The organism is Methylorubrum sp. B1-46 (assembly GCF_021117295.1).
Taxonomy (GTDB): Bacteria; Pseudomonadota; Alphaproteobacteria; order Rhizobiales; family Beijerinckiaceae; genus Methylobacterium.
Genome location: NZ_CP088247.1, coordinates 76,566 through 99,061, shown reverse-complemented (window position 1 = coordinate 99,061; position 22,496 = coordinate 76,566). Strand labels below are relative to the sequence as shown.

The 22,496-nt window shown below is 67.7% G+C and carries 23 protein-coding genes and 3 pseudogenes; 12 read left to right on the top strand and 14 right to left on the bottom strand.

All coding sequences use genetic code 11. The annotated features are described in order from the left end of the window. Positions 1-25: 25 nt before the first annotated feature. The 4 genes from soxC (at position 26) to LPC10_RS00500 (ending at position 3,549) form a co-directional block, all read left to right on the top strand. Positions 26-1,321: a sulfite dehydrogenase gene (gene soxC / locus LPC10_RS00515; protein ID WP_063987251.1), complete on the top strand. Its 1,296-nt coding sequence runs from the start codon at positions 26-28 to the stop codon at positions 1,319-1,321. Then, positions 1,305-1,982: a c-type cytochrome gene (locus LPC10_RS00510; RefSeq protein ID WP_231345036.1), complete on the top strand. Its 678-nt coding sequence runs from the start codon at positions 1,305-1,307 to the stop codon at positions 1,980-1,982. The genes soxC and LPC10_RS00510 overlap by 17 nt, the downstream gene beginning before the upstream one ends. Positions 1,983-2,008: 26 nt before the next feature. Then, positions 2,009-2,986, top strand: coding sequence for an MBL fold metallo-hydrolase (locus LPC10_RS00505; RefSeq protein ID WP_082912022.1), 978 nt, complete (start codon positions 2,009-2,011; stop codon positions 2,984-2,986). A 239-nt stretch (positions 2,987-3,225) separates the two neighbouring features. Next, positions 3,226-3,549 (top strand): DsrE family protein, encoded by a 324-nt coding sequence (locus LPC10_RS00500; RefSeq protein ID WP_231345035.1) that lies wholly within the window; start codon positions 3,226-3,228, stop codon positions 3,547-3,549. A gap of 204 nt (positions 3,550-3,753) precedes the next feature. Here the strand turns inward: LPC10_RS00500 and LPC10_RS00495 are convergent, their stop codons facing one another. The 10 genes from LPC10_RS00495 to dsbD form a co-directional block, all read right to left on the bottom strand. Next, entirely contained in the window at positions 3,754-4,455 is a 702-nt protein-coding gene (locus LPC10_RS00495; RefSeq protein WP_231345034.1) for a sigma-70 family RNA polymerase sigma factor, read from the bottom strand. Positions 4,456-4,549: 94 nt separating this feature from the next. Next, on the bottom strand, positions 4,550-4,936 hold the full coding sequence (locus LPC10_RS00490) for a rhodanese-like domain-containing protein (protein ID WP_063987247.1): 387 nt from the start codon (positions 4,934-4,936) through the stop codon (positions 4,550-4,552). Positions 4,937-4,947: 11 nt separating this feature from the next. Further along, positions 4,948-5,859 (bottom strand): MBL fold metallo-hydrolase, encoded by a 912-nt coding sequence (locus tag LPC10_RS00485; protein WP_063987246.1) that lies wholly within the window; start codon positions 5,857-5,859, stop codon positions 4,948-4,950. Positions 5,860-5,880: 21 nt separating this feature from the next. Next, positions 5,881-6,690 carry a sulfite exporter TauE/SafE family protein gene (locus LPC10_RS00480; RefSeq protein ID WP_231345033.1) on the bottom strand — a complete coding sequence of 270 codons (810 nt, stop codon included), beginning with the start codon at positions 6,688-6,690 and terminating at the stop codon, positions 5,881-5,883. Beyond that, positions 6,687-7,130, bottom strand: coding sequence for a YeeE/YedE family protein (locus tag LPC10_RS00475; protein WP_063987244.1), 444 nt, complete (start codon positions 7,128-7,130; stop codon positions 6,687-6,689). The genes LPC10_RS00480 and LPC10_RS00475 overlap by 4 nt, the downstream gene beginning before the upstream one ends. A gap of 3 nt (positions 7,131-7,133) precedes the next feature. Next, the gene (locus tag LPC10_RS00470; protein WP_063987243.1) at positions 7,134-7,559 is read right to left on the bottom strand and encodes a YeeE/YedE family protein; all 426 of its coding nucleotides are present in this window, start codon (positions 7,557-7,559) and stop codon (positions 7,134-7,136) included. A 252-nt stretch (positions 7,560-7,811) separates the two neighbouring features. Continuing rightward, entirely contained in the window at positions 7,812-8,273 is a 462-nt protein-coding gene (locus LPC10_RS00465) for a DsrE family protein (RefSeq protein WP_063987242.1), read from the bottom strand. Beyond that, positions 8,260-9,108, bottom strand: a complete 849-nt coding sequence (locus LPC10_RS00460) for a L,D-transpeptidase (protein ID WP_231345032.1) — start codon at positions 9,106-9,108, stop codon at positions 8,260-8,262. Before LPC10_RS00460 ends, LPC10_RS00465 begins: the two co-directional genes overlap by 14 nt. Next, the gene (locus tag LPC10_RS00455; protein WP_063987241.1) at positions 9,108-9,743 is read right to left on the bottom strand and encodes a DsbA family protein; all 636 of its coding nucleotides are present in this window, start codon (positions 9,741-9,743) and stop codon (positions 9,108-9,110) included. The genes LPC10_RS00460 and LPC10_RS00455 overlap by 1 nt, the downstream gene beginning before the upstream one ends. A gap of 40 nt (positions 9,744-9,783) precedes the next feature. Next, the gene (dsbD, locus tag LPC10_RS00450; protein ID WP_231345030.1) at positions 9,784-11,529 is read right to left on the bottom strand and encodes a protein-disulfide reductase DsbD; all 1,746 of its coding nucleotides are present in this window, start codon (positions 11,527-11,529) and stop codon (positions 9,784-9,786) included. Between the two features lie 101 nt (positions 11,530-11,630). Between dsbD and LPC10_RS00445 the strand changes: the two genes are divergently transcribed. After that, on the top strand, positions 11,631-12,293 hold the full coding sequence (locus LPC10_RS00445; protein ID WP_063987239.1) for a response regulator: 663 nt from the start codon (positions 11,631-11,633) through the stop codon (positions 12,291-12,293). Further along, positions 12,290-13,606, top strand: coding sequence for an ATP-binding protein (locus tag LPC10_RS00440; protein WP_231345029.1), 1,317 nt, complete (start codon positions 12,290-12,292; stop codon positions 13,604-13,606). Before LPC10_RS00445 ends, LPC10_RS00440 begins: the two co-directional genes overlap by 4 nt. Before the next feature lie 6 nt (positions 13,607-13,612). Here the strand turns inward: LPC10_RS00440 and LPC10_RS00435 are convergent, their stop codons facing one another. After that, positions 13,613-13,936: a helix-turn-helix transcriptional regulator gene (locus tag LPC10_RS00435; protein ID WP_063987237.1), complete on the bottom strand. Its 324-nt coding sequence runs from the start codon at positions 13,934-13,936 to the stop codon at positions 13,613-13,615. Positions 13,937-14,155: 219 nt separating this feature from the next. Between LPC10_RS00435 and LPC10_RS00430 the strand changes: the two genes are divergently transcribed. From LPC10_RS00430 to LPC10_RS00410, 6 genes and pseudogenes are all read left to right on the top strand, one after another. Next, on the top strand, positions 14,156-14,365 hold the full coding sequence (locus LPC10_RS00430) for a heavy-metal-associated domain-containing protein (protein WP_063987236.1): 210 nt from the start codon (positions 14,156-14,158) through the stop codon (positions 14,363-14,365). Between the two features lie 257 nt (positions 14,366-14,622). After that, on the top strand, positions 14,623-14,916 hold the full coding sequence (locus tag LPC10_RS00425) for a hypothetical protein (RefSeq protein ID WP_231345026.1): 294 nt from the start codon (positions 14,623-14,625) through the stop codon (positions 14,914-14,916). Between the two features lie 75 nt (positions 14,917-14,991). Next, positions 14,992-15,954, top strand: a pseudogene (locus LPC10_RS00420) (carboxypeptidase-like regulatory domain-containing protein); the annotation flags it as partial. Positions 15,955-16,085: 131 nt separating this feature from the next. Then, positions 16,086-16,514 (top strand): annotated as a pseudogene (locus tag LPC10_RS00415) (integrase core domain-containing protein); the annotation flags it as partial. Positions 16,515-16,587: 73 nt separating this feature from the next. Further along, positions 16,588-16,767: pseudogene (locus tag LPC10_RS25610) on the top strand (hypothetical protein); the annotation flags it as partial. A 214-nt stretch (positions 16,768-16,981) separates the two neighbouring features. Then, entirely contained in the window at positions 16,982-17,368 is a 387-nt protein-coding gene (locus tag LPC10_RS00410) for a hypothetical protein (RefSeq protein WP_231345024.1), read from the top strand. A gap of 151 nt (positions 17,369-17,519) precedes the next feature. On the opposite strand, the gene LPC10_RS00405 is transcribed toward LPC10_RS00410, so the two are convergent. Genes LPC10_RS00405 through LPC10_RS00395 form a run of 3 tightly spaced genes read right to left on the bottom strand, consistent with a single transcriptional unit; the run spans position 17,520 to position 22,488 of the window. Then, on the bottom strand, positions 17,520-18,710 hold the full coding sequence (locus LPC10_RS00405) for an acetate/propionate family kinase (protein ID WP_231345021.1): 1,191 nt from the start codon (positions 18,708-18,710) through the stop codon (positions 17,520-17,522). Then, positions 18,707-20,116: a bifunctional enoyl-CoA hydratase/phosphate acetyltransferase gene (locus LPC10_RS00400; RefSeq protein WP_231345020.1), complete on the bottom strand. Its 1,410-nt coding sequence runs from the start codon at positions 20,114-20,116 to the stop codon at positions 18,707-18,709. Before LPC10_RS00400 ends, LPC10_RS00405 begins: the two co-directional genes overlap by 4 nt. Beyond that, positions 20,113-22,488 carry a DUF3141 domain-containing protein gene (locus tag LPC10_RS00395; RefSeq protein ID WP_231345019.1) on the bottom strand — a complete coding sequence of 792 codons (2,376 nt, stop codon included), beginning with the start codon at positions 22,486-22,488 and terminating at the stop codon, positions 20,113-20,115. The genes LPC10_RS00400 and LPC10_RS00395 overlap by 4 nt, the downstream gene beginning before the upstream one ends. Between the last annotated feature and the right edge of the window lie 8 nt (positions 22,489-22,496).

Here is a 22,496-nt window from a genome sequence, read left to right as displayed (position 1 = left end):
TACATGAAACAGTTCGGAGAGACCCATGTCTGAACCGAAGCAACGCCCCGATGCGTCGCGGCCGACCTCCCGGAGGACCTTTCTGCGCAGCGGGCTCGCACTGGGCGGCGCGGTCGGAGCCGGCGCCTTCGCCGGCCGGGCCGCCGCCGAGACGCCGGATGCCAAGAACCTGCCGCCGAACGTGCCCGAATGGTCGCAATCCCTCGGCGACGGCGTCGTCAGCCGGCCCTACGGCCGCCCCTCGAAGTTCGAGGCGGACGTGGTTCGCCGCGACGTCGAGTGGTTGACCGCCTCGCGCCAGAGTTCGGTCAGCTTCACGCCGCTGCACCGGCTGGAGGGCATCATCACCCCGAACGGCCTCGGCTTCGAACGTCATCACGGCGGCATCGCCGAGATCGACCCGGCCGAGCATCGGCTGATGATCCACGGCCTCGTCGAGAAGCCGCTGATGCTGACCCTAGAGGACGTGAAGCGCTTCCCCCGCGTCAACCGCATCGCCTTCCTCGAATGCGCGGCCAATTCCGGCATGGAGTGGAAGGGCGCGCAGCTCAACGGCTGCCAGTTCACCCACGGCATGATCCACTGCGTGATGTACACCGGTGTGCCGCTCAAGCGCCTGTTGGAAGAGGCGGGACTTAAGACCAACGCCAAGTGGCTGCTGCCGGAAGGCGCCGACGCCTCGGCGATGACCCGCTCCGTGCCGATCGAGAAGGCGCTGGACGACGCCATCGTCGCCTACGCCATGAACGGCGAGGCGCTCTATCCCGAGCACGGCTATCCCTTGCGCCTCGTCCTGCCCGGCTGGCAGGGCAACATGTGGGTGAAGTGGTTGCGCCGGATCAAGGTCGGCGACGAGCCCTGGCACACCCGCGAAGAAACCTCGAAATACACCGCCCTCCTGCCGGACGGGCAGGCCCGGCGCTTCACTTGGGCGATGGACGCCAAGTCCGTCATCACCGATCCGAGCCCGCAGGCGCCGTTGCACCGCAAGGGCTTCACGGTGCTCTCGGGCCTCGCCTGGTCCGGCCGCGGCGCGATCCGGAGCGTGGATGTCTCGCTGGACGGCGGGCGCAATTGGCGCGCCGCGCGCCTCGACGGGCCCGTGCTCGATAAGGCGCTGACGCGCTTCTACTACGAGTTCGACTGGAACGGCGATCCGCTGCTGCTGCAATCGCGCGCAGTCGACGAGACCGGCTACGTCCAGCCCACCAAGGCGGCGTTGCGCCAGCACCGCGGTCTCAACTCGATCTACCACAACAACGGCATCCAGACCTGGCACGTGCTGCCCAACGGGGAGATCGAGAATGTCGAGGTCGCCTAACCGCATCCTGATCGCCTTCGCAGGCCTCTTCCTGGCGGTCGCGCCGGCTTCGGCGGAGCGGCTGAACATCGGGCGCGCCGCGACGCCGGAGGAGATCAAGGGCTGGGACATCGACGTGCGCCCCGACGGCCAGGGTCTGCCGGTCGGCAAGGGCACGGCAGCGCTCGGCGAGACGATCTTCCAGGAGCGCTGCGCCAGTTGCCACGGCGAGTTCGGTGAGGGGGCCGGCCGCTGGCCCGAACTCGCCGGAGGCGCCGGCACGATCAAGTCGGACAGCCCGGTCAAGACGGTCGGCTCGTACTGGCCCTATGTCTCGACCGTGTTCGACTTCATCCATCGCGCGATGCCGTTCGGCGCCGCGCAGACGCTGACGCCGGACGAGACCTATTCGGTCACCGCCTACCTTCTCTATCTCAACGACATCCTGAAGGATCAGGACTTCGAGGTGAACGAAAAGAACCTCGCCACCATCCGCCTGCCGAACGAAATGAACTTCTTCATGGACGACCGCGAGACCGCGGAGAAGGAATTCTGGAACGCCAAGCCCTGCATGAAGGACTGCCTGCCGAAGGAGGCGACCATCACCAGTCGTGCGCGCGTTCTCGACGTGACTCCCGAGAAGGCAGCCGAGGCGGCCAAGCAATCGGCGCCGGTCCAGTAGGCTACGGCACTCCGGGAGGCCTGACGATGCCCGACTTTCAGAACATGGTGAGGCCCGGATCGGCTGCTCCGACTTGCGACAGGCGGGCGGTCGTCGCCGGCATAACGGCGCTGCTGGCAACTGCTTGGCCGGCCGGCCGGACAGCCGCCGCTTCGGTGGAGGTCGTCGAGGCAGGCCAGGACACAAGTAAGGGCACGGTGGAGACGGTCAGCGATGGCACGCTGTCGTCGTCACTCGGCTTCATGCTGCCCGAAGCGCCGCGCGCCGAGATCGACGCGCTGTCCAAAACCGCAGGAGCTTCCGTCGAAGCCAGCCCGATCCCGACGAATGTGTCCGTCGTGCGCGTCGGAGGAGGGGTCATCCTGATCGATGCGGGTTCCGGAAATTCCTTCCAACCGACGGCGGGCAAGCTCGCAGATACGCTGGAAACGGCCGGCGTCGCGCGCGAGGCGGTCACCCAGGTCGTGTTCACGCACGCTCATCCCGATCACCTTTGGGGCGCCATCGACGATTTCGACGACAGCGAGCGGTTTCCCAATGCCCGCTATGTCGTGCCGACCGCGGAATGGGACTTCTGGACCCGCGACGACGTCGAGACGATGGTGCCGGACTGGCTGAAAGGGTTGGCGGTCGGCTCCCGGCGCACACTCAAGCGTCTGGAAGGCAAGATGGAGCGGCGCAAGCCCGGCGAGACCGTCGCACCGGGCCTCACCTATGTGGCGACGCCCGGACACACGCCGGGGCACGCCTCGGTCCTCGTCGATGCGGGTCGTGAGCAGATCCTGATCGGAGGTGACGCTTTGAGCCATGCGCTCATCTCCTTCCGCCGGCCCGACTGGGCGTTCGGAAGCGACCTCGACCGCGATCTGGCGATCCACACCCGCCTCGCTCTCCTCGACCGCTTGGCCAACGAGCAGATCACGCTCGTCGGATTTCACCTCCCGGGCTCGGGCGTCGGGCGCGTCGAGCGATTCGATCATGCCTACCGCTTCGTGCCCGGGTGAATTGTTAGGGATCGGACGACTGCAAGGGGCTGCTTTAAGGTCCGCTTAAGCATCGGCCAGCAGGCGAGCATGAGCCTAGGGCCGCGTTCGGAGGAGCGAACATGTTGCTGTCGCGCAGGGGCGTTTGGGGCATTGCAGCGCTGATGACTGGCATCGTGTCCTCACGGATCGCAGGAGCCGCGGAGGCCGGCCCGAAGGCACATCGGACCGCGATGCAGGTCAGCACGAATGATGCCGGTGTGTTTGATCTCGCCCTCAACAACGCCGTGAACCTTGCCCGTGAGTACGGCGAGGCCGCGGAAGACATGGAGGTGGAGATCGTCGCCTACGGGCCGGGGCTGCACATGGTCCGGACCGACACGTCCCCGACGAAGGCACGGATCAAGTCCGTGTTGGAGAGCGTGCCGGGCGTCGTGATGTCCGCCTGCGGCAACACCATCACGGCGATGGAACATGCAGAGGGACGTAAGCTGGAGCTCCTACCGGGCGTCGGCGTGGTTCGTGCCGGCGCGGTCCGCCTCGTCGCGCTGCAGGAAGCCGGTTGGAGCTACCTTCGCATCTGATTGGCCCTCAGGCAGCTCCGAGCGGGTTCTTTGCGCACGGGTCCCTGTGCGGTAGCCCGAGCGCTTTGCTCGGAATACGGCGTAGGGCGCTCAGCATCAGGAGCCGGCGACCGCGAGGGGGATTGCTGCTCGTCTTGAGCTCGGTCAGGTGTTTAGCGCCGCGAACAGGAGTGGGTGGTCGCGGTCAGGGATGGAAACGGTGTTTCAAAGGCCTTTGAAACTGAGCGACGAGGCGTTCTTCGTAAGAACCTCGACGAGAAAGGTCCGAGCCCGGCTTACCCGACTTTTCACCGTGCCGACCCGGCATCCGAGCCGGGCGGCTGCCTCCTCGTAGGTGAAGCCCTCGGCCCCCACGAGCAGCAGCGCCTGACGTTGCGGGAGCGGCAGCGTCTCGATGAGGTTCATCACGGCCCCGAGCGCCACGACGTGGTCCTGGTCCGGTGCCGCCGTAAGGGTCGCGGCGTGCGCGCCCTCGGCGTCCTCGACCTCGCGCTTGGCCTTGCGCATCTCGGTGTAGAACTGGTTGCGCAGGATGGTGAAGCTCCAGGCCGTGAAGTTGGTGCCGGGCACGAACTTCTCCCGGTTGGCCCACGCCCGGACCATCGTCTCCTGCACGAGGTCGTCGGCGCGGGCCGCATTCGCGCAGAGGGACATCGCGAACGTCCGCAGCATCGGCAGCGCCTGGAGGAGATTGTCCCGGAACGTGACTCCGAGACGCTCGCCGGATGCGACCAGCGACGCCTCGAACCGTTCGACGAGAAGCGAGAGCCTCTCCGGGATGGCCGCGTGCTCGGCGACCGAGAAGTAATCCCGCAAGGGGCCCGTAAGATGGGCGGCGATGCCCGCCTTGGGGCAATCGCCGCTGGGCAACGCCGTTGGATCGGCGGCATGCGAGGTGTCGGTCACGGTCGAGAGCCTCTTCGGGCAGGAGCAAGGTACGACGACCGCACGATGCATTCGGTGTGGCGCGGAACCCCCAGCCCGATCGCTGGGACGGTCCTCAAGCGGGATCGACCAATGCCCCCGCCTCGGCCAGGGCGGGGAAACTGCCGGCGACATGGGCGACCGGTCCGAGGCCCATGTCGTTGAGCGCCTTCGCGGCCAGGGCCGAGCGATTGCCGGAGGCGCAGTAGAGAACCAGGCGCCTGCCGCCGCCGAGCTCGGCCTTGTGGGTCGGGCTCTCCGGGTCGGCCTGGAATTCCAGGAACCCGCGGGGCACATGGACGGCGCCGGCGATCCTTCCGGTCTTGGCCAGTTCCTCGCCTTCCCGGACGTCGACGAGCATCGTGTCGGGCTGGCCGAGGCGGGCGAGCGCCTCCTCGGCCGACAAGGTCTCCACCTCGCGGTTGGCTTGCGCCACCAGGTCCTTCGCGCTTTTCATGGTCATGGCTTCCTCCGTCACTCGCCCCAGGCCGCGCCGTCGAGGGCGTCCAGCGGGATCTTCAGGTAACGCCTGCCGTTCGCCTCGGGCTCGGGCAGGCGGCCGCCTCGGATGTTCACCTGCAGGGAATGCAGGATGAGCTTGGGCATCGGCAGTTCGCGGTCGCGTGCCTCGCGCATGCGGACGAACGCCTCCTCGGTCGGGGTCTCGACGAGGTGCGGGTTCTCGGCCCGCTGCCTAGCCACCGTGCTCTCCCAGGCCGCCTCGCGCCCGTCCGGGCGGTAGTCGTGCCCGGTGAACAGCCGCGTCTCGTCCGGCAGGGCCATGATGCGCTGGATGCTGCGCCAGAGCGCGTGCGCGCTGCCGCCCGGGAAGTCGGCCCGCGCCGAGCCGCTGTCGGGCATGAACAGCGTGTCGTGGATGAAGGCGGCGTCGCCGATCCGATAGGCGATGGAGGCCAGGGTGTGGCCCGGCGTGAACATCACCTCGACGTCGAGGTCGCCGATCCGGAAGCGCTCGCCGTCGGCGAACAGGCGGTCCCACTGCGAGCCGTCCGTCCGGAACGTGTCAGGGAGGTTGTAGAGCCCCTTCCAGAGCCGCTGCACCTCGACGACCTTCTCGCCGATGGCGGTCGGGACGCCGGTCTTGTCGTGCAGGTAACCGGCCGCCGAGAAGTGGTCGGCGTGCGGGTGGGTGTCCAGGATCCACTCCAGTTCGCAGCCCTCGCGCTCGACATGGGCGAGCAGGGCGTCGGCGGAGCGGGTCGCGGTCGCGCCGGACTTCGGGTCGAAGTCGAGCACCGGGTCGATGATGGCGCAGCGCTTCGTCTCGGGATCGGCCACGACGTACTGGATGCTGCCGGTCGGCTCGTCATGGAAGCCGGTCACGATGGGATGCCCGCGCAGGGCTGCGATGGTCTGGTCCGACATGAAACGCCTCCTTTTCCGGGTTCAGGTGTTTGCGCCGAGGAGCGGCAGGGCTCCGCGGGCGACGACGTAGAGGCCGACCAGAATGACGAGGCCGGCGAAGGTGACGGTCAGGGCGCGCTTGCGCCCGGCGAGCCGTTGGCCGAGGCGCGTGCCGGCGAGGCCGCCGAGCACGCCGCCCAGGATGAACAGGCCGGCCAACGGCCAGTCGATCAGGCCGGAGGCGGCGTAGCTCGCCGCGGTCGCCGCCCCGAAGGCGCTGACCGCGACCAGCGAGGTGCCGATGGCCATCGGCAGCGGCATCGACGTCGCCAGCATCAGGCCGGGCACGATGAGGAATCCCCCACCGATGCCGAAGAAGCCGGAGAACAGGCCGACCGCGAAGCCGATGCCGATGAGCCAGGGCAGGAGCAGCGGGGCACTCGCCTTGGTCAGGCGCACCTCCGGGTCGCCCTCGCCGCGCCGGGTGCGCAGCATCAGGCTCCCGACCACCAGCATCACGACCCCGAACAGAGCCAGGAGGCTCTGCCCGTCGACCGCCTTCGCCGCGGTTGCGCCGGCGAGCGCGCCGAGGATGCCGGCCGTCGAGAACACCGCCGCGCAGCGCCACTTCACGTTCCCGGCCCGCCATTGCGGGACGAGGTTGCCGGCCGCGCTGACCGACACCGCCAGGGCGCTGGTGCCGATCGCCACATGTGGCGAGGACACGCCGACGACGTAGGTCAGGAGCGGGACGGCCAGGATCGAGCCACCCCCGCCGATGAGACCGAGGATCACGCCGACGACCCCACCCGAGCCGGCCGCGAGGCCGGATGTCAGCAGGCCGGGCGTCATGCGTCGGCTCCCTGGACCGCCGGCTTCGGGGCTGCCGCGGGGAGAAGGCGAAACGCCAGCATCCCGACGACCATGGCGACGAAGGTCGCCGCTTGCGCCGGTGCGACCGTCAGCAGGGTGAGCGCGGGTCCCGGGCACAGGCCGGCGAGGCCCCAGCCGATACCGAACACCGCGGCGCCGGCGATCAGGCGCGGGTCGAGGTTGCGCCGGTTCGGGATCTCAAGCCGGGAGGCGAGCAACGGCCGCCCACGGCGCCGCGCCACGAGATAGCCCGTCGCCGAGACCGCGACGGCGCCGGCCATCACGAAGGCGAGGCTCGGGTCCCAGCGCCCGGTCACGTCGAGGAAGGCGAGGACCTTGGCCGGATCGGCCATTCCGGAGACGTGCAGGCCGAGCCCGAACAGGAGGCCGACGGCGAAGGCGGAGGCGGTCTTGGCCATGGCTCAGGCTCCGACGAGATGGCGCACGACGAGGACGGTCAGGATGGCGACGGCCATGAAGGTGCCGGTGGCGACCAGGGAGCGGGGCGAGCCGCGGCCGATGCCGCAGACGCCGTGGCCGCTCGTGCAGCCGGCACCGAGGCGCGATCCGAACCCGACCAGCAGGCCGGCGACGGCCAGCAGCGGGAACGAGGCATCCACCGTCACCGGAGGTAGGCCACCGCCCATGCCGGCGTAGGCGAGCGGCGCCAGGACCAAGCCGGCCAGGAAGGCGATCCGCCAGCCCGTCTCGCGGGAGGGCGGAGCGAGCAGCCCGCCGAGGATGCCGCTGATGCCGGCGATGCGTCCGTTAAGGAGCAGGAACAGGGCCGCGGAGGTCCCGATCAAGGCACCGCCGGCGAGGGCGCTAACAGGCGTGAAGCCATTCATGGTGGTCGCTCCCAAGCGGTGGTCCGGGGGATGCCCGGCTGGCCGAAAGGGACGTCCTCCCCTGCCAAACCAGAGCATTAGATTAAGCTTAATTAGCATCAACTAATGTAATGGCAAGCGTGAAACCGACGGCCTGGATTGGGACGCGCAGAGGGGGTGCGGTGGCGCACGGGCGCCTTCGCCTTTAAGCAAACGCATCGTTGGCATGGCCTCGATGCCGACGGAAGGTTCGCCGTCTCCCGTTCGACCAGCTCAGGGATGGATGTAGGCGAACCCCATGCCCTGCAGCCGCGCCAGCTCGGCGGCGCCGCTCGGCACGACGTCGTCCTCGGTGACGCCGTAGAGCGTTCCACGGTCGATCTTCCGCTCGCGCAGGGTATGGCCGCAGACGAGGAACCGAACGCCCATCCCCTTGAGGGCATCGATACGGGCGGCGAGCTCCCTATCGCTCGCGGCCGACTGGAAGAGCGCGACCCCGTTGCCGTGGCTCACCACGCGGATCTCGACGTAGGTCTTGCCCACGGTCTCGACGTGGTTGCGCAGGTTGCCGAGCAGGCGCTTGAAGTATGCGGCTCCGTCGGGGCCACCGTCGTTGTGGTAGGCCACCTTCTGGTCGGCGTAGTACCCGGCGGGCGCCTCTGAGCCGGCATGAGCCGCCCCTACGCCCAGGGTCGCAAGCACGACCGCGATCATCAGACTCCTAAAGACCGTCATCGTCCGCCTCCCCGTCGTAGGCCGGAGGCTCGGGTGCTTCCGACGCGCTGCGCGATAGGTTGTCGAGCCCCGCATGATCGAGGCCGTCGTCCGGCTTCGGTCCGGAGGATGCGCCGTTCCTGAGGCTGCCCGTCGTCTCCGGCGCTTTTGGCCGTGCGGCGTGGACGGTGCCTCGGGACCCGAGCACCACCACCTTCGTGCCGGTGGGGACGCGCCGGTGCAGGTCGATTACGTCCTGGTTCAGCATACGGATGCAGCCCGAGGACACCGCCTCGCCGATGCTCCACGGCTCTGTCGTGCCGTGGATGCGGTACAGCGTGTCCTTGCCGTCCTTGAACAGGTAGAGCGCCCGGGCCCCGAGTGGGTTCCTGTCGCCGCCCGGCATGCCGCCGGCCCAGCGCCCGTTCCGCTCCGGATCACGCCGGAGCATGTCAGGAGTCGGCGTCCATCGCGGCCAGGACGCCTTGCGGGCAACGGTCGCCTCGCCGGTGAACTCGAAGCCGGCCTTGCCCACCCCGACCGCGTAACGCATCGCCTTGCCGCCCTCCATGACGAGGTAGAGAAAGCGTTTGTATGGGTCGACCACGAGGGTGCCGGACGGCTCCTTCGATGGGTAGTCGACCAATTGGCGGACGTTGCGAGCCTTGAGGTCGCGCGGGTCGACAGCCTCGACCGGGAAGGGTTCGTCCGTGACGGCGGCGTACCGACGCAAGACCTCCGGGGCGATCTGCGGCCGGGCTTCCGCGACGGGGGCCGGAGCCCCCTGCGAGGTCGAGCAGGCGCCGAGCGCCGCGGCGAGCGCGATCAACGTGGTAAGGCGGAGGGGCCGCGGCATCACGGGCGGCCCTTGGCGCGCGCCTGGGCGACCGCCTGCCTGAAGCCGTCGTACTCGAGAGCCGCCGCGACCTTGAGCTGGCCGATCAGGAAGACCGGCGTTCCCTGGAGGCCCAAGGCGTCGGCCTGGTCGAGGTTGCGCTGGAGCAGGGCCGCGATCTCGGCCTGGTGCGCCTTCCGGTCCTCTTCCAGGCGGGCGAGGTCGACGCCCGAGGCGGCCACCGCCTCCAGCATCCGCTCCTTGGGAATCTTGCGACCCGGGATCGCCATGAGCGCGCGGTGCACTTCGTCGTAGCGGCCCTGATACTTCGCCGCGAGGGCGAGCTGGGCGCCGTAGACGGAGGCGTCGCCGAGGATCGGCCAGTCCTTGTGGACGAGGCGGATGCGCCCGTCCGTCTTCACCAAGCGGGTGAGGTCGGGCTCGGCCTTCTTGCAGAAGGGGCAGTTGTAATCGAGGAAGGCGACGATGGTCAGATCGCCCTTCGGGTTGCCCGAGACCGGCACCTCCGGGTCGTTGAGGATGGCGTTCGGGTCGACGCCCTGGGCGAAGGCCTCCTCGATGGGGGGCGCCAGCGACAACAGGGCAGGAGCGACCGCGACGGCGGGCAGTAGGGCGAGCAGGGTCCTGCGGTTCATGACGGTCTCCGGGGATGTGGGTGGGTCGAAAAGGGGCTGCTCAGGCGCCGACGAGGGCGAGGCGGCGCGTCAGGTCCTCGACCGTGAGCTCGCCCTCGGTGCGGGCCTCCCGGACCTCGCCGCCGTCGGGGCGCATCAGGATGAGGGTCGGCGGTCCGACCACCTCGAAGCGCCGCATCAGGGCGCGGGTAGCGTCGTCGTCGCGGGTGACGTCGGCGCGGATGACCGAGACGGCCTTTAGCCTCGCCCGGATGCCGGCATCGGCCAGGACCGTCCGCTCGTTCGTCTTGCAGACGGTGCACCAGTCGGCGGCGAACTCGACGAGCACCGGCTTGCCCTCGGCACGGGCCGCCGCGAGGGCGGCCTCGAACGCCGGGACGGAGGAGACCGTCCGGCTCTCCCCGACGTGGAGCGCCTGCGCCCGGCCGAGGTCGGCGAGCGGCCGGAGCGGGTCGGTCCCGCCGCTCGCGGCGCCGACGACGAGGGCGCAGCCGTAAGTCACGGCAACGATACCGGCACCCTTGCCCAGCCGGCCCGCGGCGCCTGCCGTGACGACGTCGAACGCCCCGACGAATGCGCCGATGCCGATCGCCAGCGCGCCCCAGAGCACGAGGGAGACCTCGGACGGCACGAGGCGCGAGACCATGGTGATGGCCAACGCGAGGAAGACCACGCCGAAGGCCTGCTTGGCGGCGACCAGCCAAGGACCTGACTTCGGCAGGATACCTGCCCCGAACGTCCCGAACGCGATCAGCGGCAGGCCCATGCCGAGGCCGAGCGTGAAAAGGGCGGCGGCGCCTCGCGCCACGTCGCCGGTCTGGGCGACGTAGAGCAGGGCCGCGGCAAGCGGCGGCGTCACGCAGGGTCCGACGATCAGGGCGGAGGTGAAGCCCATGACGGCGGCGGCGCCGAGCGCGCCGAACCGACGCCCGCTCAGGCGTGACAGCCGGCCGGCGACGCCGGACGGCAGCGCCAGATCGAAGACCCCGAACATCGACAGGGCCAGGGCGACGAAGGCCGCGGCGAGGAGCCCGAGCGCAACGGGAGTCTGGAGCGCGACCTGGAGGTTGCGCCCGGACCAGGCCGCGGCGACGCCGAGCGTTCCGTAGGCCAGCGCCATCGCGAGCACGTAGGTGCCGGACAGGACGAAGCCGCGCCAGGCCGAGAGGCGCTCTCCGGACCGGGCCAGCATGCCGGCCAGCACCGGGACCATCGGGAGCACGCACGGGGTGAAGGCCAGGAGCAGGCCGAGTCCGAGGAAGGTCGCCAGGACGCCCGCGAGATGGCCCGAGAGCAGGCCGCTCTCGGCCTCGGGCTGCGCGTCCGTGGTCGGCGTCGCGGCGGTCGCGGTCGCCTGCGCACCTGGCGCCGGGACCTCGACGAGCGTGTTGGCCGGCGGGTAGCAGATGCCCTTCTCGGCACAGCCCTGATAGGTGACGCGCACCTCGCGCGCCCCCGCGAGAGCCGCACCCGGCACGAAGGCCTCCGTCGCGCCGTGATAGACTTCCGTCGGCCCTAAGTTGGGGTCGTCCTTGGTCTCGCCGGGCTGGGTGTTGACGGGAAGCTCCCTGCCGCTTCCGTCGGTGGCGGCGATCTTGTCACGGTAGAGGTAGGTGCCGGGTGCGATGGTCCATCGCAGGCGCAGCGAGAGGTCAGGATCACGGGCCGCATCGACGGTGAACGGCGTCGGCAGCGCACCGGGCTCGCGGCACTGCCCCGGCGACCACAGCGAGGAGCCGGTCCAGACCAAGGCGGCGAGGATGAGATTGGCGAGGATGCTCGGCATGGGCGAGGTCCGGGATCGGATCGGTCCGCCGCGGGTCGGAAACGCAGCTTAAGCCAGGCTTAAGCGGGGCCCGGAGGATGGGGCCGTGAAGGGAGACACGCATGCGCATCCTCGTCGTCGAGGACGACACCATCCTGTCGGACGGGCTCCGGGCTGGCTTGGGACTGGGCGGGGCGACGGTCGATTGCGTCGCGACCTGCGCCGACGCCGAGGCGGCGCTGGCCACGAGCGCGTTCTCGGCCATCGTGCTCGACCTGATGCTGCCCGACGGCTCCGGCCTCGATGTGTTGCGGGGCCTTCGCCGCCGGAACGACCGGACGCCGGTCGTCCTGCTGACGGCCCGGGACGCCGTGTCGGACCGGATCGCTGGGCTCGACGGTGGCGCCGACGACTACCTCGGCAAGCCCTTCGACCTCGACGAGCTCTCCGCCCGCATCCGCGCCGTCGTCCGGAGGGCCTCGGGTCGGGCATCAGCGATCCTGGAGCACGGCGGCATCCGGCTCGACCCCGGTAGCCTCGCCGTCACCGTCGACGGTTTGCCGGTCGCCGTCTCCCGGCGCGAGGTCATGGTTCTGGCGGCCCTCATGGAACGACCTGACGTGCTTCGGTCCAAGGCCGAGCTGGAGGAGCGGCTCTACGGCTGGCAGGAGGAGGTCGAGAGCAACGCGGTCGAGGTCCACGTGCACAACCTGCGCGCCAAGATCGGCAAGCATGCCATCGAGACGGTCCGGGGTCTCGGATACCGGATGAGGGCACCCGCATGAGGTCGCTCCGCGTCAGGCTTTTCGCCATCCTCGTCCTCGCCACCGGCCTGATCTGGCTCAGCGCGGTCGCCTGGATCTACCTTGGCTCGAAGCGCGAGGTGGAGCAGGTCCTTGACAACCGCCTGCAGGAAGCCGCCCGCATGGTCAGCTCTCTGGTGGGAGCGGTCGGTGGCACGGCCACGGACGGGGCTCCCCGAACCTTCCCGGCCCCGACGGCCTACGAGCGGCAGCTTTCCTGTCAGATCTGGTCGCTCGACGGACGCATGGTCGCGCGGTCGACCGGGGCCCCGGAGCGGCGCCTGACCGACGCGCCGGCGGGCTTCTCGCAGCGCGAGGTCGACGGCGAGATCTGGCGGGTGTTCACCGTGGAGGATGCCGAGAGGGGCGTGCGGGTCATGGTCGGTGACCGTCTTGGCCTCCGTGAGCGCCTCGTCACCGACCTCATCATGGGCCTGGTCACGCCCGCCATCCTGATGGTGCCGTTGCTCGGCATGCTGATCTGGGCGAGCCTCGGGCGGGGCTTGCGTCCCTTGCGGCTGATGGCGCGGGACCTCGCCGGTCGCGGCGCCGACGACATGAGTGCGATCGACACAAATCGGACGCCGACGGAGGTGCGTCCCCTGGCAGACGCCCTGAACGGGCTGTTCCTCAAGGTCGAATCCGCGCGCCGGCACGAACGGGAGGTGACAGCCTTCGCTGCGCACGAGCTGCGAACACCGCTCGCCGGCCTCAAGGTCCAGGCCCAGGTCGCCATGGCCGCCACCGACCCGGACGTGGCGAAGGCGGCGCTGCGCCAGATCCTGGCGGCCGTCGACCGGACCACGCGCCTCGTCCGCCAGTTGCTCGACGCCGCCCGACTCGACGCCGCGGGGGAAACACCCTCCCTGGCGGAGGTCGACGTGGGCGCGCTGGTGACGGAGACCGTGGAAGGTATGCGGACGCCCCCCGGGGTTCGAACCCAGATCGACCCGGGCTTGCGCGGCTATATCCTGCGGGCCGACCCGGAGGGCTTGCGCCTCGCCGTCCGGAATCTGCACGAGAACGCCGTGCAGCACATGGAGACCGGGACGGTGGCATGGGGCGCGCGGCCGCATGGCGGGGGCATCGTCGTCCGCGACGAGGGGCCGGGCATCCCGGAAGACGAGTTGCCCCACGTCACGACACGGTTCTTCCGGGGACGCCACAAGAGCGCGACGGGTAGCGGCCTCGGCCTCGCCATCGCCGACATGGCGTCCCGCCGGAGTGGCCTCAGCCTGCGGCTGCGCAACCGGACGGATCGCCCGGGGCTTGAGGCTGAGATCGCCGCGGGCTGAGACCGGTCAGCCTAGATCGGGGCAGAAGATGTCCTTGAGGGTCGCCAGAACCCGCGCGGCCCTGGGGTCCTCAAGGCGGTAGTGGATCGTCTGGCTCTCGCGCCGGAATGCGACCAACCCGTCCTCGCGCAGCTTGGCGAGGTGCTGCGACAGGGCCGATTGGCTGAGCTCGACCTCCCCGGCGAGGCTGGTCACGTCCATCTCGCCGCGGGCGACCAGCAGGCATAGGATGAGCAACCGCTTCTCGTTGGCGAGGAGGCGGAGCAGGCGGGCCGCGTCGGCGGCCTTGTCCTGCAGGCGAATCAGGTCGGTCGGCGTGACGGCGTCCATCGGTCCGTGTCCCTGAATGTCAGACCCGGCTTTTTTAGGTTCTCCTAATATAATGTCACCGTATGCGGCTGTCTTCCTCCGAGCCACAGGCCATCGGGGGATGCATCGTCTACCCCGTGCCATCGTCCGAACTCATTGACGGGCCAGGCCCCGCCGGACCTTGACCTTCCCATCGTGGGAAGCCCCATCTGGATGGGACGTCATCCACGGGAGAGCGTCATGCATCGCTTTAAGGTCGAGAAGATGGGCTGCGGCGGCTGCGTCAACTCAATAACCCGCGCAGTCCTCGGCATCGAGCCGAACGCCCAGGTTGAGGTCGACCTCGGTGCGAAGCTCGTCACGGTGTTGGGTGCGACCGTCCCGGCCGACCGGATCGCCCAGGCCATCGCGAATGCCGGCTTTCCCGCCGCGCCGCTGGCCGCGGCCTAAAACGTGACGGCGGCAACCATAAGCCCCGATCCAGCATTCACGTCCCACCCGCCGACATAGTCCCGCCACCCGAAACGGTGTAAGCCAGACCCATGAGCCCCGACCGGCAGATCGCGCGCCTGATGGCGGCGATGATCCTCGCGATTATCGCCTACGTCGCGCCGTCCGCCGTCTAGGCCCACGAGGGCCATGCGCACCACGGCCACCACGTGGCCGCGACCCGGCCTACGGTCGTCCCCGCAACGGCGTAGACAGCGGTGGTCACCCCCGCCAAGCCGGTGACCCGGCCCGTGGCCCCGACCTGGTCCAAGGTGGCGCTCCCGGCCGTCGTGGCCGCGCGCATCGAACTCGCGCAAGACGATTGCTGCCAGCCCGGTTGCCAGACCCGCTGCTGTGGGACGATGGCCTACTGCGCCACCGGCGTGCTGTTGGGCCCCTCGGTCCTGTCCCCGTCGCTGTTCCGGACCGTCACGCTGGTCCCGCGCGACGTCGTCGGCCGTTCGGGTCCCGGCCCCGAGGCCCTGCCGAAGCCCCCACGAACCCTCGCGTGAAGTAGGGCGCGCCCGAGGCGCGCGACGCCCGGATTGCGCCCGCGAACGGCACCGTCCGGACTTCCCGACGCGAGGATTCCTTTCCAAGCCGATCCGTCTTGCCGCCGCCTATATGGCGCGGTGGCGTTGCTTGCCGCCGTCCTGGCGGGGCCTGTGCACGCCCACGAGGGGCATGACCACGGCGCCGCCCCGCCGCCCATCTCGAAGACCATAGCCCCGCGTGGCGAGGCCCTCTCGGACGCCTTCGAGCTCGTCGCCATCCCGCGGGACGGCACCCTGTCGCTGTTCTTCGACCGCTTCCGGACGAACGAGCCCGTGCCCGGCGCGACCATCGAGGTCGAGACGCCGGACGGTCCCAAGGTCGCGACCGCCACGACCGACGGCGGGTACGCGCTGCCGGCCCCGTGGCTGTCGAAGCCCGGCCGGCACGAACTCGTCGCGACCGTCACCGCGGGCGAGGACGTCGATGTTCTCACCGTCGCGGTCACCGTGCCCGACCCGAACACGGCAGAGGCCGCCGCACCCGCCAAGCCGGACCCAATGCGGACCGCACTGGCGCGCGTGTCCGAGGTCGCCCACGGCGTCAGGGAACGCCTGGGCGCCAAGGACCCGATCCTCTTGGCCGCGGTCGCCGTCGCCTTCCTGCTCGGCGCGCTCGTGACGGCACTCGCCCGCGGGCGCCGGGGTACGCCGGCCGTGGCCCTGCTCGCCGTCGGCATCACCCTCGTCATCGGCACGGCCGCCTTCGCGCATGGCGACGAGGACCACGACGCGCCGGTGCAGGGGACGGTGCTGATCGAGCCCCGGGCCCCTGGCTCGTCAGACCTCGCGCAACGCCTGCCCGACGGCTCCGTCTTCGTGCCCAAGCCCACTCAGCGCCTGCTGGTCCTGCGCACCACCATGACCGAACAGGGCAGCTTCCACCGCTCGGTCGAGCTTCCGGGCCGCATCATCCCGGACCCGAACGCCAGCGGCGTCGTGCAGTCCTCGGTCGGCGGCCGCCTCTCGCCCCCGCCCTCCGGCATCTTCCCCCGCTTGACTGACGTCCCCCCATCGCTTTGGTCCGTCCTGAGTGGGAGTTTTCCGGTTTTGTGAGACCCTGACGGGAGGATCGAAGCCGTGAAGAAGAGCAGGTTCACCGAAGAGCAGATCGTCTTCGCGCTGAAGCAGCCCTGACGATCGTCGATGCGTTCACGCGCGAGGCTCTGGCGATCGAGGTCGACCAAGGCATCAAAGGCGAGCAGGTCGTGGCTGCCGTCGCCCGCTTGGCACTGCTGCGCGGAGCGCCGCGCGCGATCCAGGTCGATAACGGGCCTGAGTTCGTCTCGAAGGCGCTCGACCGCTGGGCCTACGGGAACGGCGTCACGCTGGACTTCTCGCGGCCTGGCAAGCCGACCGACAACGCCGTGGTCGAGTCGTTCAATGGCCGCCTGCGCGACGAGTGCCTGAACGCGAACTGGTTCTTGTCGTTGGCCGACGCGAGGAGCAAGATCGAGACGTGGCGGCGGCAGTACAACGAGAGCCGTCCTCACACCGCCCTGGGGTGGCTGACGCCCCAGGAATTCGCCTTGGCGGCGGCTCAACAAGTCGCCGAATGAGACCCGGAGGCTCACCTTTCGGCCGGACCAAAATCTGGGGGACCCTCAAGCCAACCCGGCACTTAACGTAGAACTTGGACTACCGCGTGGGGGCCGATCACTCGACGCCTCAGTTTGCGCCTATGCCCCGACTGAGCCGGACCTGCTCGTCATTCCGGACCTCGGTGCCGACCCGCGCACCCGGGCCAACTCGCTCGTCACGGGAGAGCCGCGCATCTGTTTCTATGCCGGGGCGCCGCTGCGTACCCCGGAGGGCCAGCATGGATTGAAAAAACGACGTTGATGGCCGTTAATTTGGTCGAGTCATCGAGGTCGACCACGCAGCGAAAGCTGAGTGTCCACACGATCTCTTGACCTTGGCGGCAACGTGATCTGGCACTTTCCGTTACATCATTCGGTCACGCAAGTGCGCCAATCTCCACAGGCACGCCATCGAATATGTATCTCCGCACATGGAGAATGTCCGCATGACATCAATTTCCAGCAATTATAGCAGACCAGTGGAAGAGAAGCGATCATGTGGATCAACAGAAGAGCATAAACAGACTGGTCCGGCGGATGAAAATGTGGCCAGCAAGCAGACGTTTATTGCTCTAATCCATGCCATCCGTGTTTTTGAGTTGTCACTGGATCACATGCACGAAATCGGAGCCTATTTCGTCTCCGATGCAGGGGGTCGAACTTTTCATGTGAGGCGCATAAGCCAATCTGGCAGCCTGATCATATTCGAGGGCATGTTCGATGGCCATCCGATCCACCTGGTAAAACATTATACGCAGGTCAACATAGCTTTGACCGCCTTACCAAAAATAAGCGCCGAACCAGTACGTATTGGATTTGTTGCGGTCGATTGATGTTTTCGGCAAGTTTACAGCGATTCACAAGCCACATCTGAAATATACAATCGAAGATGCATAAAAAAAAATACTAGACACAATTTTGCTTTATGTTAGAATGGATGACAGAGATACTTGCATAAAAAACAACACATCACGTTAGAGATGATCAACAGTATGGGCTCCGCATTAAATTCTTGACTGCCCGAGCGATGACGATTTCTTCATTCGTCGGGATAACAAGCACGTGGGTCCGGCTGAACGATCCGTTGATCCGCCGCTCGCTCGCCTTGTTGCGCTCGCGATCGAGCTCGATCCCAATCCAGTCCAGCCCCTCGCAAACGCGTTCACGGATGTAACGCGAGTTCTCGCCGATACCACCGCAGAACACCAAGGCATCAATACCACCAAGTGCCGCGGCTAAGCCGCCGAGCTCGCGCCGGATCCGGAAGACGAAATAGTCGATCGCTTCCATCGCCTCGGGCGTTGCGGCCGCCTCCAGCGTGCACATATCGTTCGACAGCCCGGACAGGCCGAGGAGGCCTGACTTGCTGTAGAACAGCTCGCGCACTTCATCGATCGTCTTCCCCTCCTGCTGCACGAGGTAGAAGACGACACCCGGATCGATCTGTCCGCAGCGTGTCCCCATCGGCAGGCCGTCAAGCGCCGTGAACCCCATGGTGGAGGCGATGGAGCGACCGCCGAGCATGGCACACATCGAGGCGCCATTGCCGAGATGCGCAACGACGACGCGGCCGTCATAGAGCAACGGCGCAATGCGCTTCAGCTCGCCCGCGATGTACTCGTAGCTCAGCCCATGGAAGCCGTACCGCCGCACACCCTTGTCATAATACTCGCGCGGTAGCGCAAAAACGTCGTTCACCTTGGGCTGGTGCCGGTGGAATGCCGTGTCGAAGCAGGCAACCTGGATCGCTTCGGGAAAGGCCGTCAGTGCTGCCTCGATGCCGGCGATGTTGTGCGGTTGGTGGAGCGGGGCGAACGACGACAACGCGCGCAACTCATCGAGCATCGCGCTTGTGACCAGCACGGGCACGGCATAATGCGGTCCGCCATGAACAACGCGGTGCCCGACGGCCGTCACGTTCAACTCGCCGAGATGCTCCTGCAGGAACGTGAGCACGATATCGAGTGTACTTGCGGGAGTATCCGTCTCCCGCGCGCCGAGATCACGGCTCTCGAACAGCTCGCCTCCGGCCTTCATCTTGATGCGCGGCCGATCGCCGATCCGTTCGATCAGGCCGATGGCGATCTCCTCGGGCTCGCCCCGTGCGATATCGTAGACAGCAAATTTCAGTGAGGAGGAGCCCGCGTTGAGCGTCAGGGCAATCGACCGGCTCACTGCTGCGCAAGCTCCGCGACCCTGCTAGCGGAGACTCGCGCGTGATGTACCGCGGCGACCGCACAGGAGGCCAAGCGCGCCTTCTCGCCGTCGGCCCGCGACGTCATGATGATCGGCACCTTCGCGCCCATGACGAGTCCTGCTCCCTCGGCTTTCGAGATATAGGTGAGCTGCTTGGCGAGCATGTTGCCGGCGTCGAGCCCCGGCACCACCAACACCTCGGCCTGACCGGCTACGGCACCCGTAAGGCCCTTGGTTCGCGCAGCCTTGAGGTCCAGTGCGTTGTCCATGGCGAGTGGCCCATCGACGATCCCACCCGTGATCTGACCGCGCTCGGCCATCTTGGACAGCAGCGCCGCGTCGACGGAGGAGGGGATCGCCGGATTGACCGTCTCGACCGCCGACAGAATACCGACCTTCGGCTCGGGGATCCCGAGTGAGATGGCGAGATCGATCGCGTTCTGCACGATATCGACCTTGGTCGTGAGGTCCGGGGTGATGTTGATCGCGGCATCAGTGACGAGCAGGGGGTGGGCGAGCCCCGGGACGTCCATGACGAAGACGTGTGTCAGGCGTCGACCGCTGCGCAGGCCGTTGTCCTTGCGCAATGCGGCGCGCAGGAGATCGTCGGTATGGAGATGTCCCTTCATCAGCGCCTGGGCACGACCTGCAGCGATGAGGTCGACGGCCTTGTTCGCGGCTGCAACGTGCCCGCTGGTGTCGACGATCTCGACCTGGGTGATGCTTCTGCCGATCTCACGCGCCGCCGCCTCGATCCTGGTCCGATCGCCGACGAAGATGGGGGTGATCAGATGATGCTCGGCCGCGAGTAGCGCGCCGCCCAGCGAATTCGGTTCCTCCGGTGCGACGACGGCAACGGTGAGCGGCGGCAGCGCCCGGGCGCGCTCGAGAAGGGTATCGAAATGCCTGTGGCGCTGGACCACCAGCCCCGGGAGATCGAGATCCTCAAAGCTGAGCTTTGCTGAGGGCGCCTGAACCAACGCCTCGCCGCGCACCAGCGTCGCCCCGTCCGAGGGTCGCTCGACGATGGTCGCAAGCCGAACCCTGCCATCGTCGTGCTTCTCGAGCACGGTGACGCGGGCGACGAGGTCGTCGCCGGCCTGGGCATGGCCAAGGAACTGCAGATCTTGCGCGCGATAGAGCGTACCGGGTCCGGGCAGGATGTTGCCGAGCACCGCCGAGATCAACGAGCCGACCCACATCGCCGGTGCGATCGGCTCGTCTTTCACGCCATCGCCATCATGGTCGTGTTCGGGCAGGTGCAACGGATTATGGTTGCCTGATGCGGTGGCGAAGACGAAGAAGTCGTCCGCCGTGCAGGTCCGCATCAGTTCGGCGGAGTCGCCAGGCCGGATCTCTGCAAAAGTCCTGTTCTCGCGGATCATTCAGCGGCGGCTCCGGTCTGGGACGCGGTCCGTCGATCGGCCCCTCGAGCCCAACCAGCCAGCTGATCGGGCGCCTCGCCCCTGCCGCCCAATGGGTTCTCGAGAACGTCCTTATTGATCGGCGGCACCTCAAGTGCCGCGTGGAGACGCTGGAGCAGACCGAGGGTGCCCGGCGCCATCTCACTGAGCCGCCCCGGGATGTAATGCACGAGTCTCAGCGCAAGCTCACGCTCCGCAGGGCTCGGCAGTAGATCTAGGAGCGTCTCGATTGCCTCGGTGGGCGCGAAGCGCACGATCAGAGTCTGCTCGTGGATGATCCGCGCTCGCTCGGCGGCGGTCAGCGAGCGGAATGGTTCGTTGTCGGCGAGCATCTGAGCCGATCGCTCGAGCCTGTCGCGTCGGACGCTTCCCGCCGACTGAGCCAGCAGGACGAGCATGCGAACGACCGCCTCGACAAATCCGCCAGCCCGCAGGTGACCGAGCGCGATCGCCACCTCGGGCAGCGCGCGCAGCTCCGCCGCGCTCTCGAGGGTACGATGGTGATCGTGTGGCTTGCCGTAGTCCTGCGCCCAGGGGGAATTCCACAGTGCGAAGAACGCCTGCTCGTAGGCCATGTCGCGCATATCGCGGAAGAGATCGAGCGACTGAGCGAACATGTCCGCCATCATAGCCTCGGCCGCGGCGAACGGATTGTCTGCCGGGAGCTCGCGTCGGCCTGGCTTGACCACGTCGGCCATCATGCGGAGCGGGGCTGCAAACGGGTTCTGCGTCGACATCATCCGACGCTGCACCCGCAGGGGATGCAACGCGCGGCTTGCCTCGGCCACAGGGGTCGTCACCATCGCCTTAACGAGGGGCCGGACCAGCACATCGTAGGCCTCGGCCTGCGCGGCGGAGAAGCGGTCCACGGCGGCGAAGGGCCTTTCGTCGAGGCGACCGTCGTCGATCCGGCGCACATCGTCGAGTGTGCGTTCGTAGAACGCAACCGTGAACTGCCGGTCGACCCCGTCTCCTTGCGCCGCCTCGATCTTCATCTCGTAGAGGCCCGGCGGCAGGCTCTCGATCGTTCGCATGACCGAGCTGACCTCGGTATGCTCCTTCCTGGCGATTTTGGCCGAGACGAAGATGCCGAGGTGGCCGACCTCCTCATTGAGCATGTAGATGATGCGCTGACCGTGGATACGCATCTCATCGACGTCGGAGTAGGTGTCGACGAGCCAATTCAGCGCCTGCTGCGGCGGAGTGATGTTGTCTCCGAAACTCGCGAACAGGATGATGGGTGCGCGTATGCTCTTAAGCTCGATGAGCCGACCGGGCTCGATCTGCGCAGTGTTCTTGACAAGCTTGTTACCGACAAACAGCTGTTCGACAATCCAGCGGATCTCCGGCTCGTTCATGAGGAACATGCCGCCCCACCATTTCTCGAACTCGAGGAAACGCGTGCGACCGGTGTCGATGGTGGTGAAAAGGTCGTAGTACTTGCCGAAGTAGTTGCGGCTGGGATTGAGTATCTCAAAGTTGTTGACGAGGTGCGCCCCATCGAACACACCGCCGCCGATGTCCGACCAGAACATTGCCTGCCAGGTTCCGCCGATGAGCCCAGCTTTGTAGCGCATCGGGTTGGTGCCGACCTCACCGGACCAGGCTGCTACCGGCGCACCATTGAGCACGATTGGGCCGCTGAGGTCGGGATTGGTCGCTGCAAGCAGCAGTGCCGCCCAGCCGCCCTGGCAGTTGCCGATGATGGCCGGCATCGGGCTTTCGGGATGACGCCGCACGATCGTACGGACGAACGTCGCCTCGGCTTGGGCCACATCGGCCAGCGTCTGCCCGACCTCAGGATCACGGCGGAATCCCACGAAGTAGACCGGGTTGCCGCGCGCGAGTGCCACGCCGACCTGGCTGTCGAACTTGAAGCCGCCGATGCCAGCGCCGTGCCCCGCCCGCGGATCGATGATGACGTAGGGACGCTTGCTGTCCAACACGGTCACGCCCGCGGGTGGCACGATGCGCAGCAGCATGTAGTTGCAGGGCCGCGGTAGATCGCGACCATCCATCACCACCTCATAGTCGTAGATCAACACCGGAGGACAACCAGCACCCTCGTGCGCGATGAAGATGTCCCCACGCTCACACAGCGCATCGAGGGTGAGGACGGTCCGCTCGGCGCGATCGCGTAGATATGCAGCCCAATCCTGAGGCAGCGACCCACTCATCGCGGAGCTCACCGTCTCCTGGAAGCTGGTGTGCAGGCGCTCAAGATTTCTCAGGCTTCGCTCGATGTGTGCGCTCGAGATCGCCGACCACTGACGCGAGGCTGCACGCAACAGAAGCTCGCTCGCGGCCGCGCCTTGGGCGAAATACTCCATCATCTCCCCCA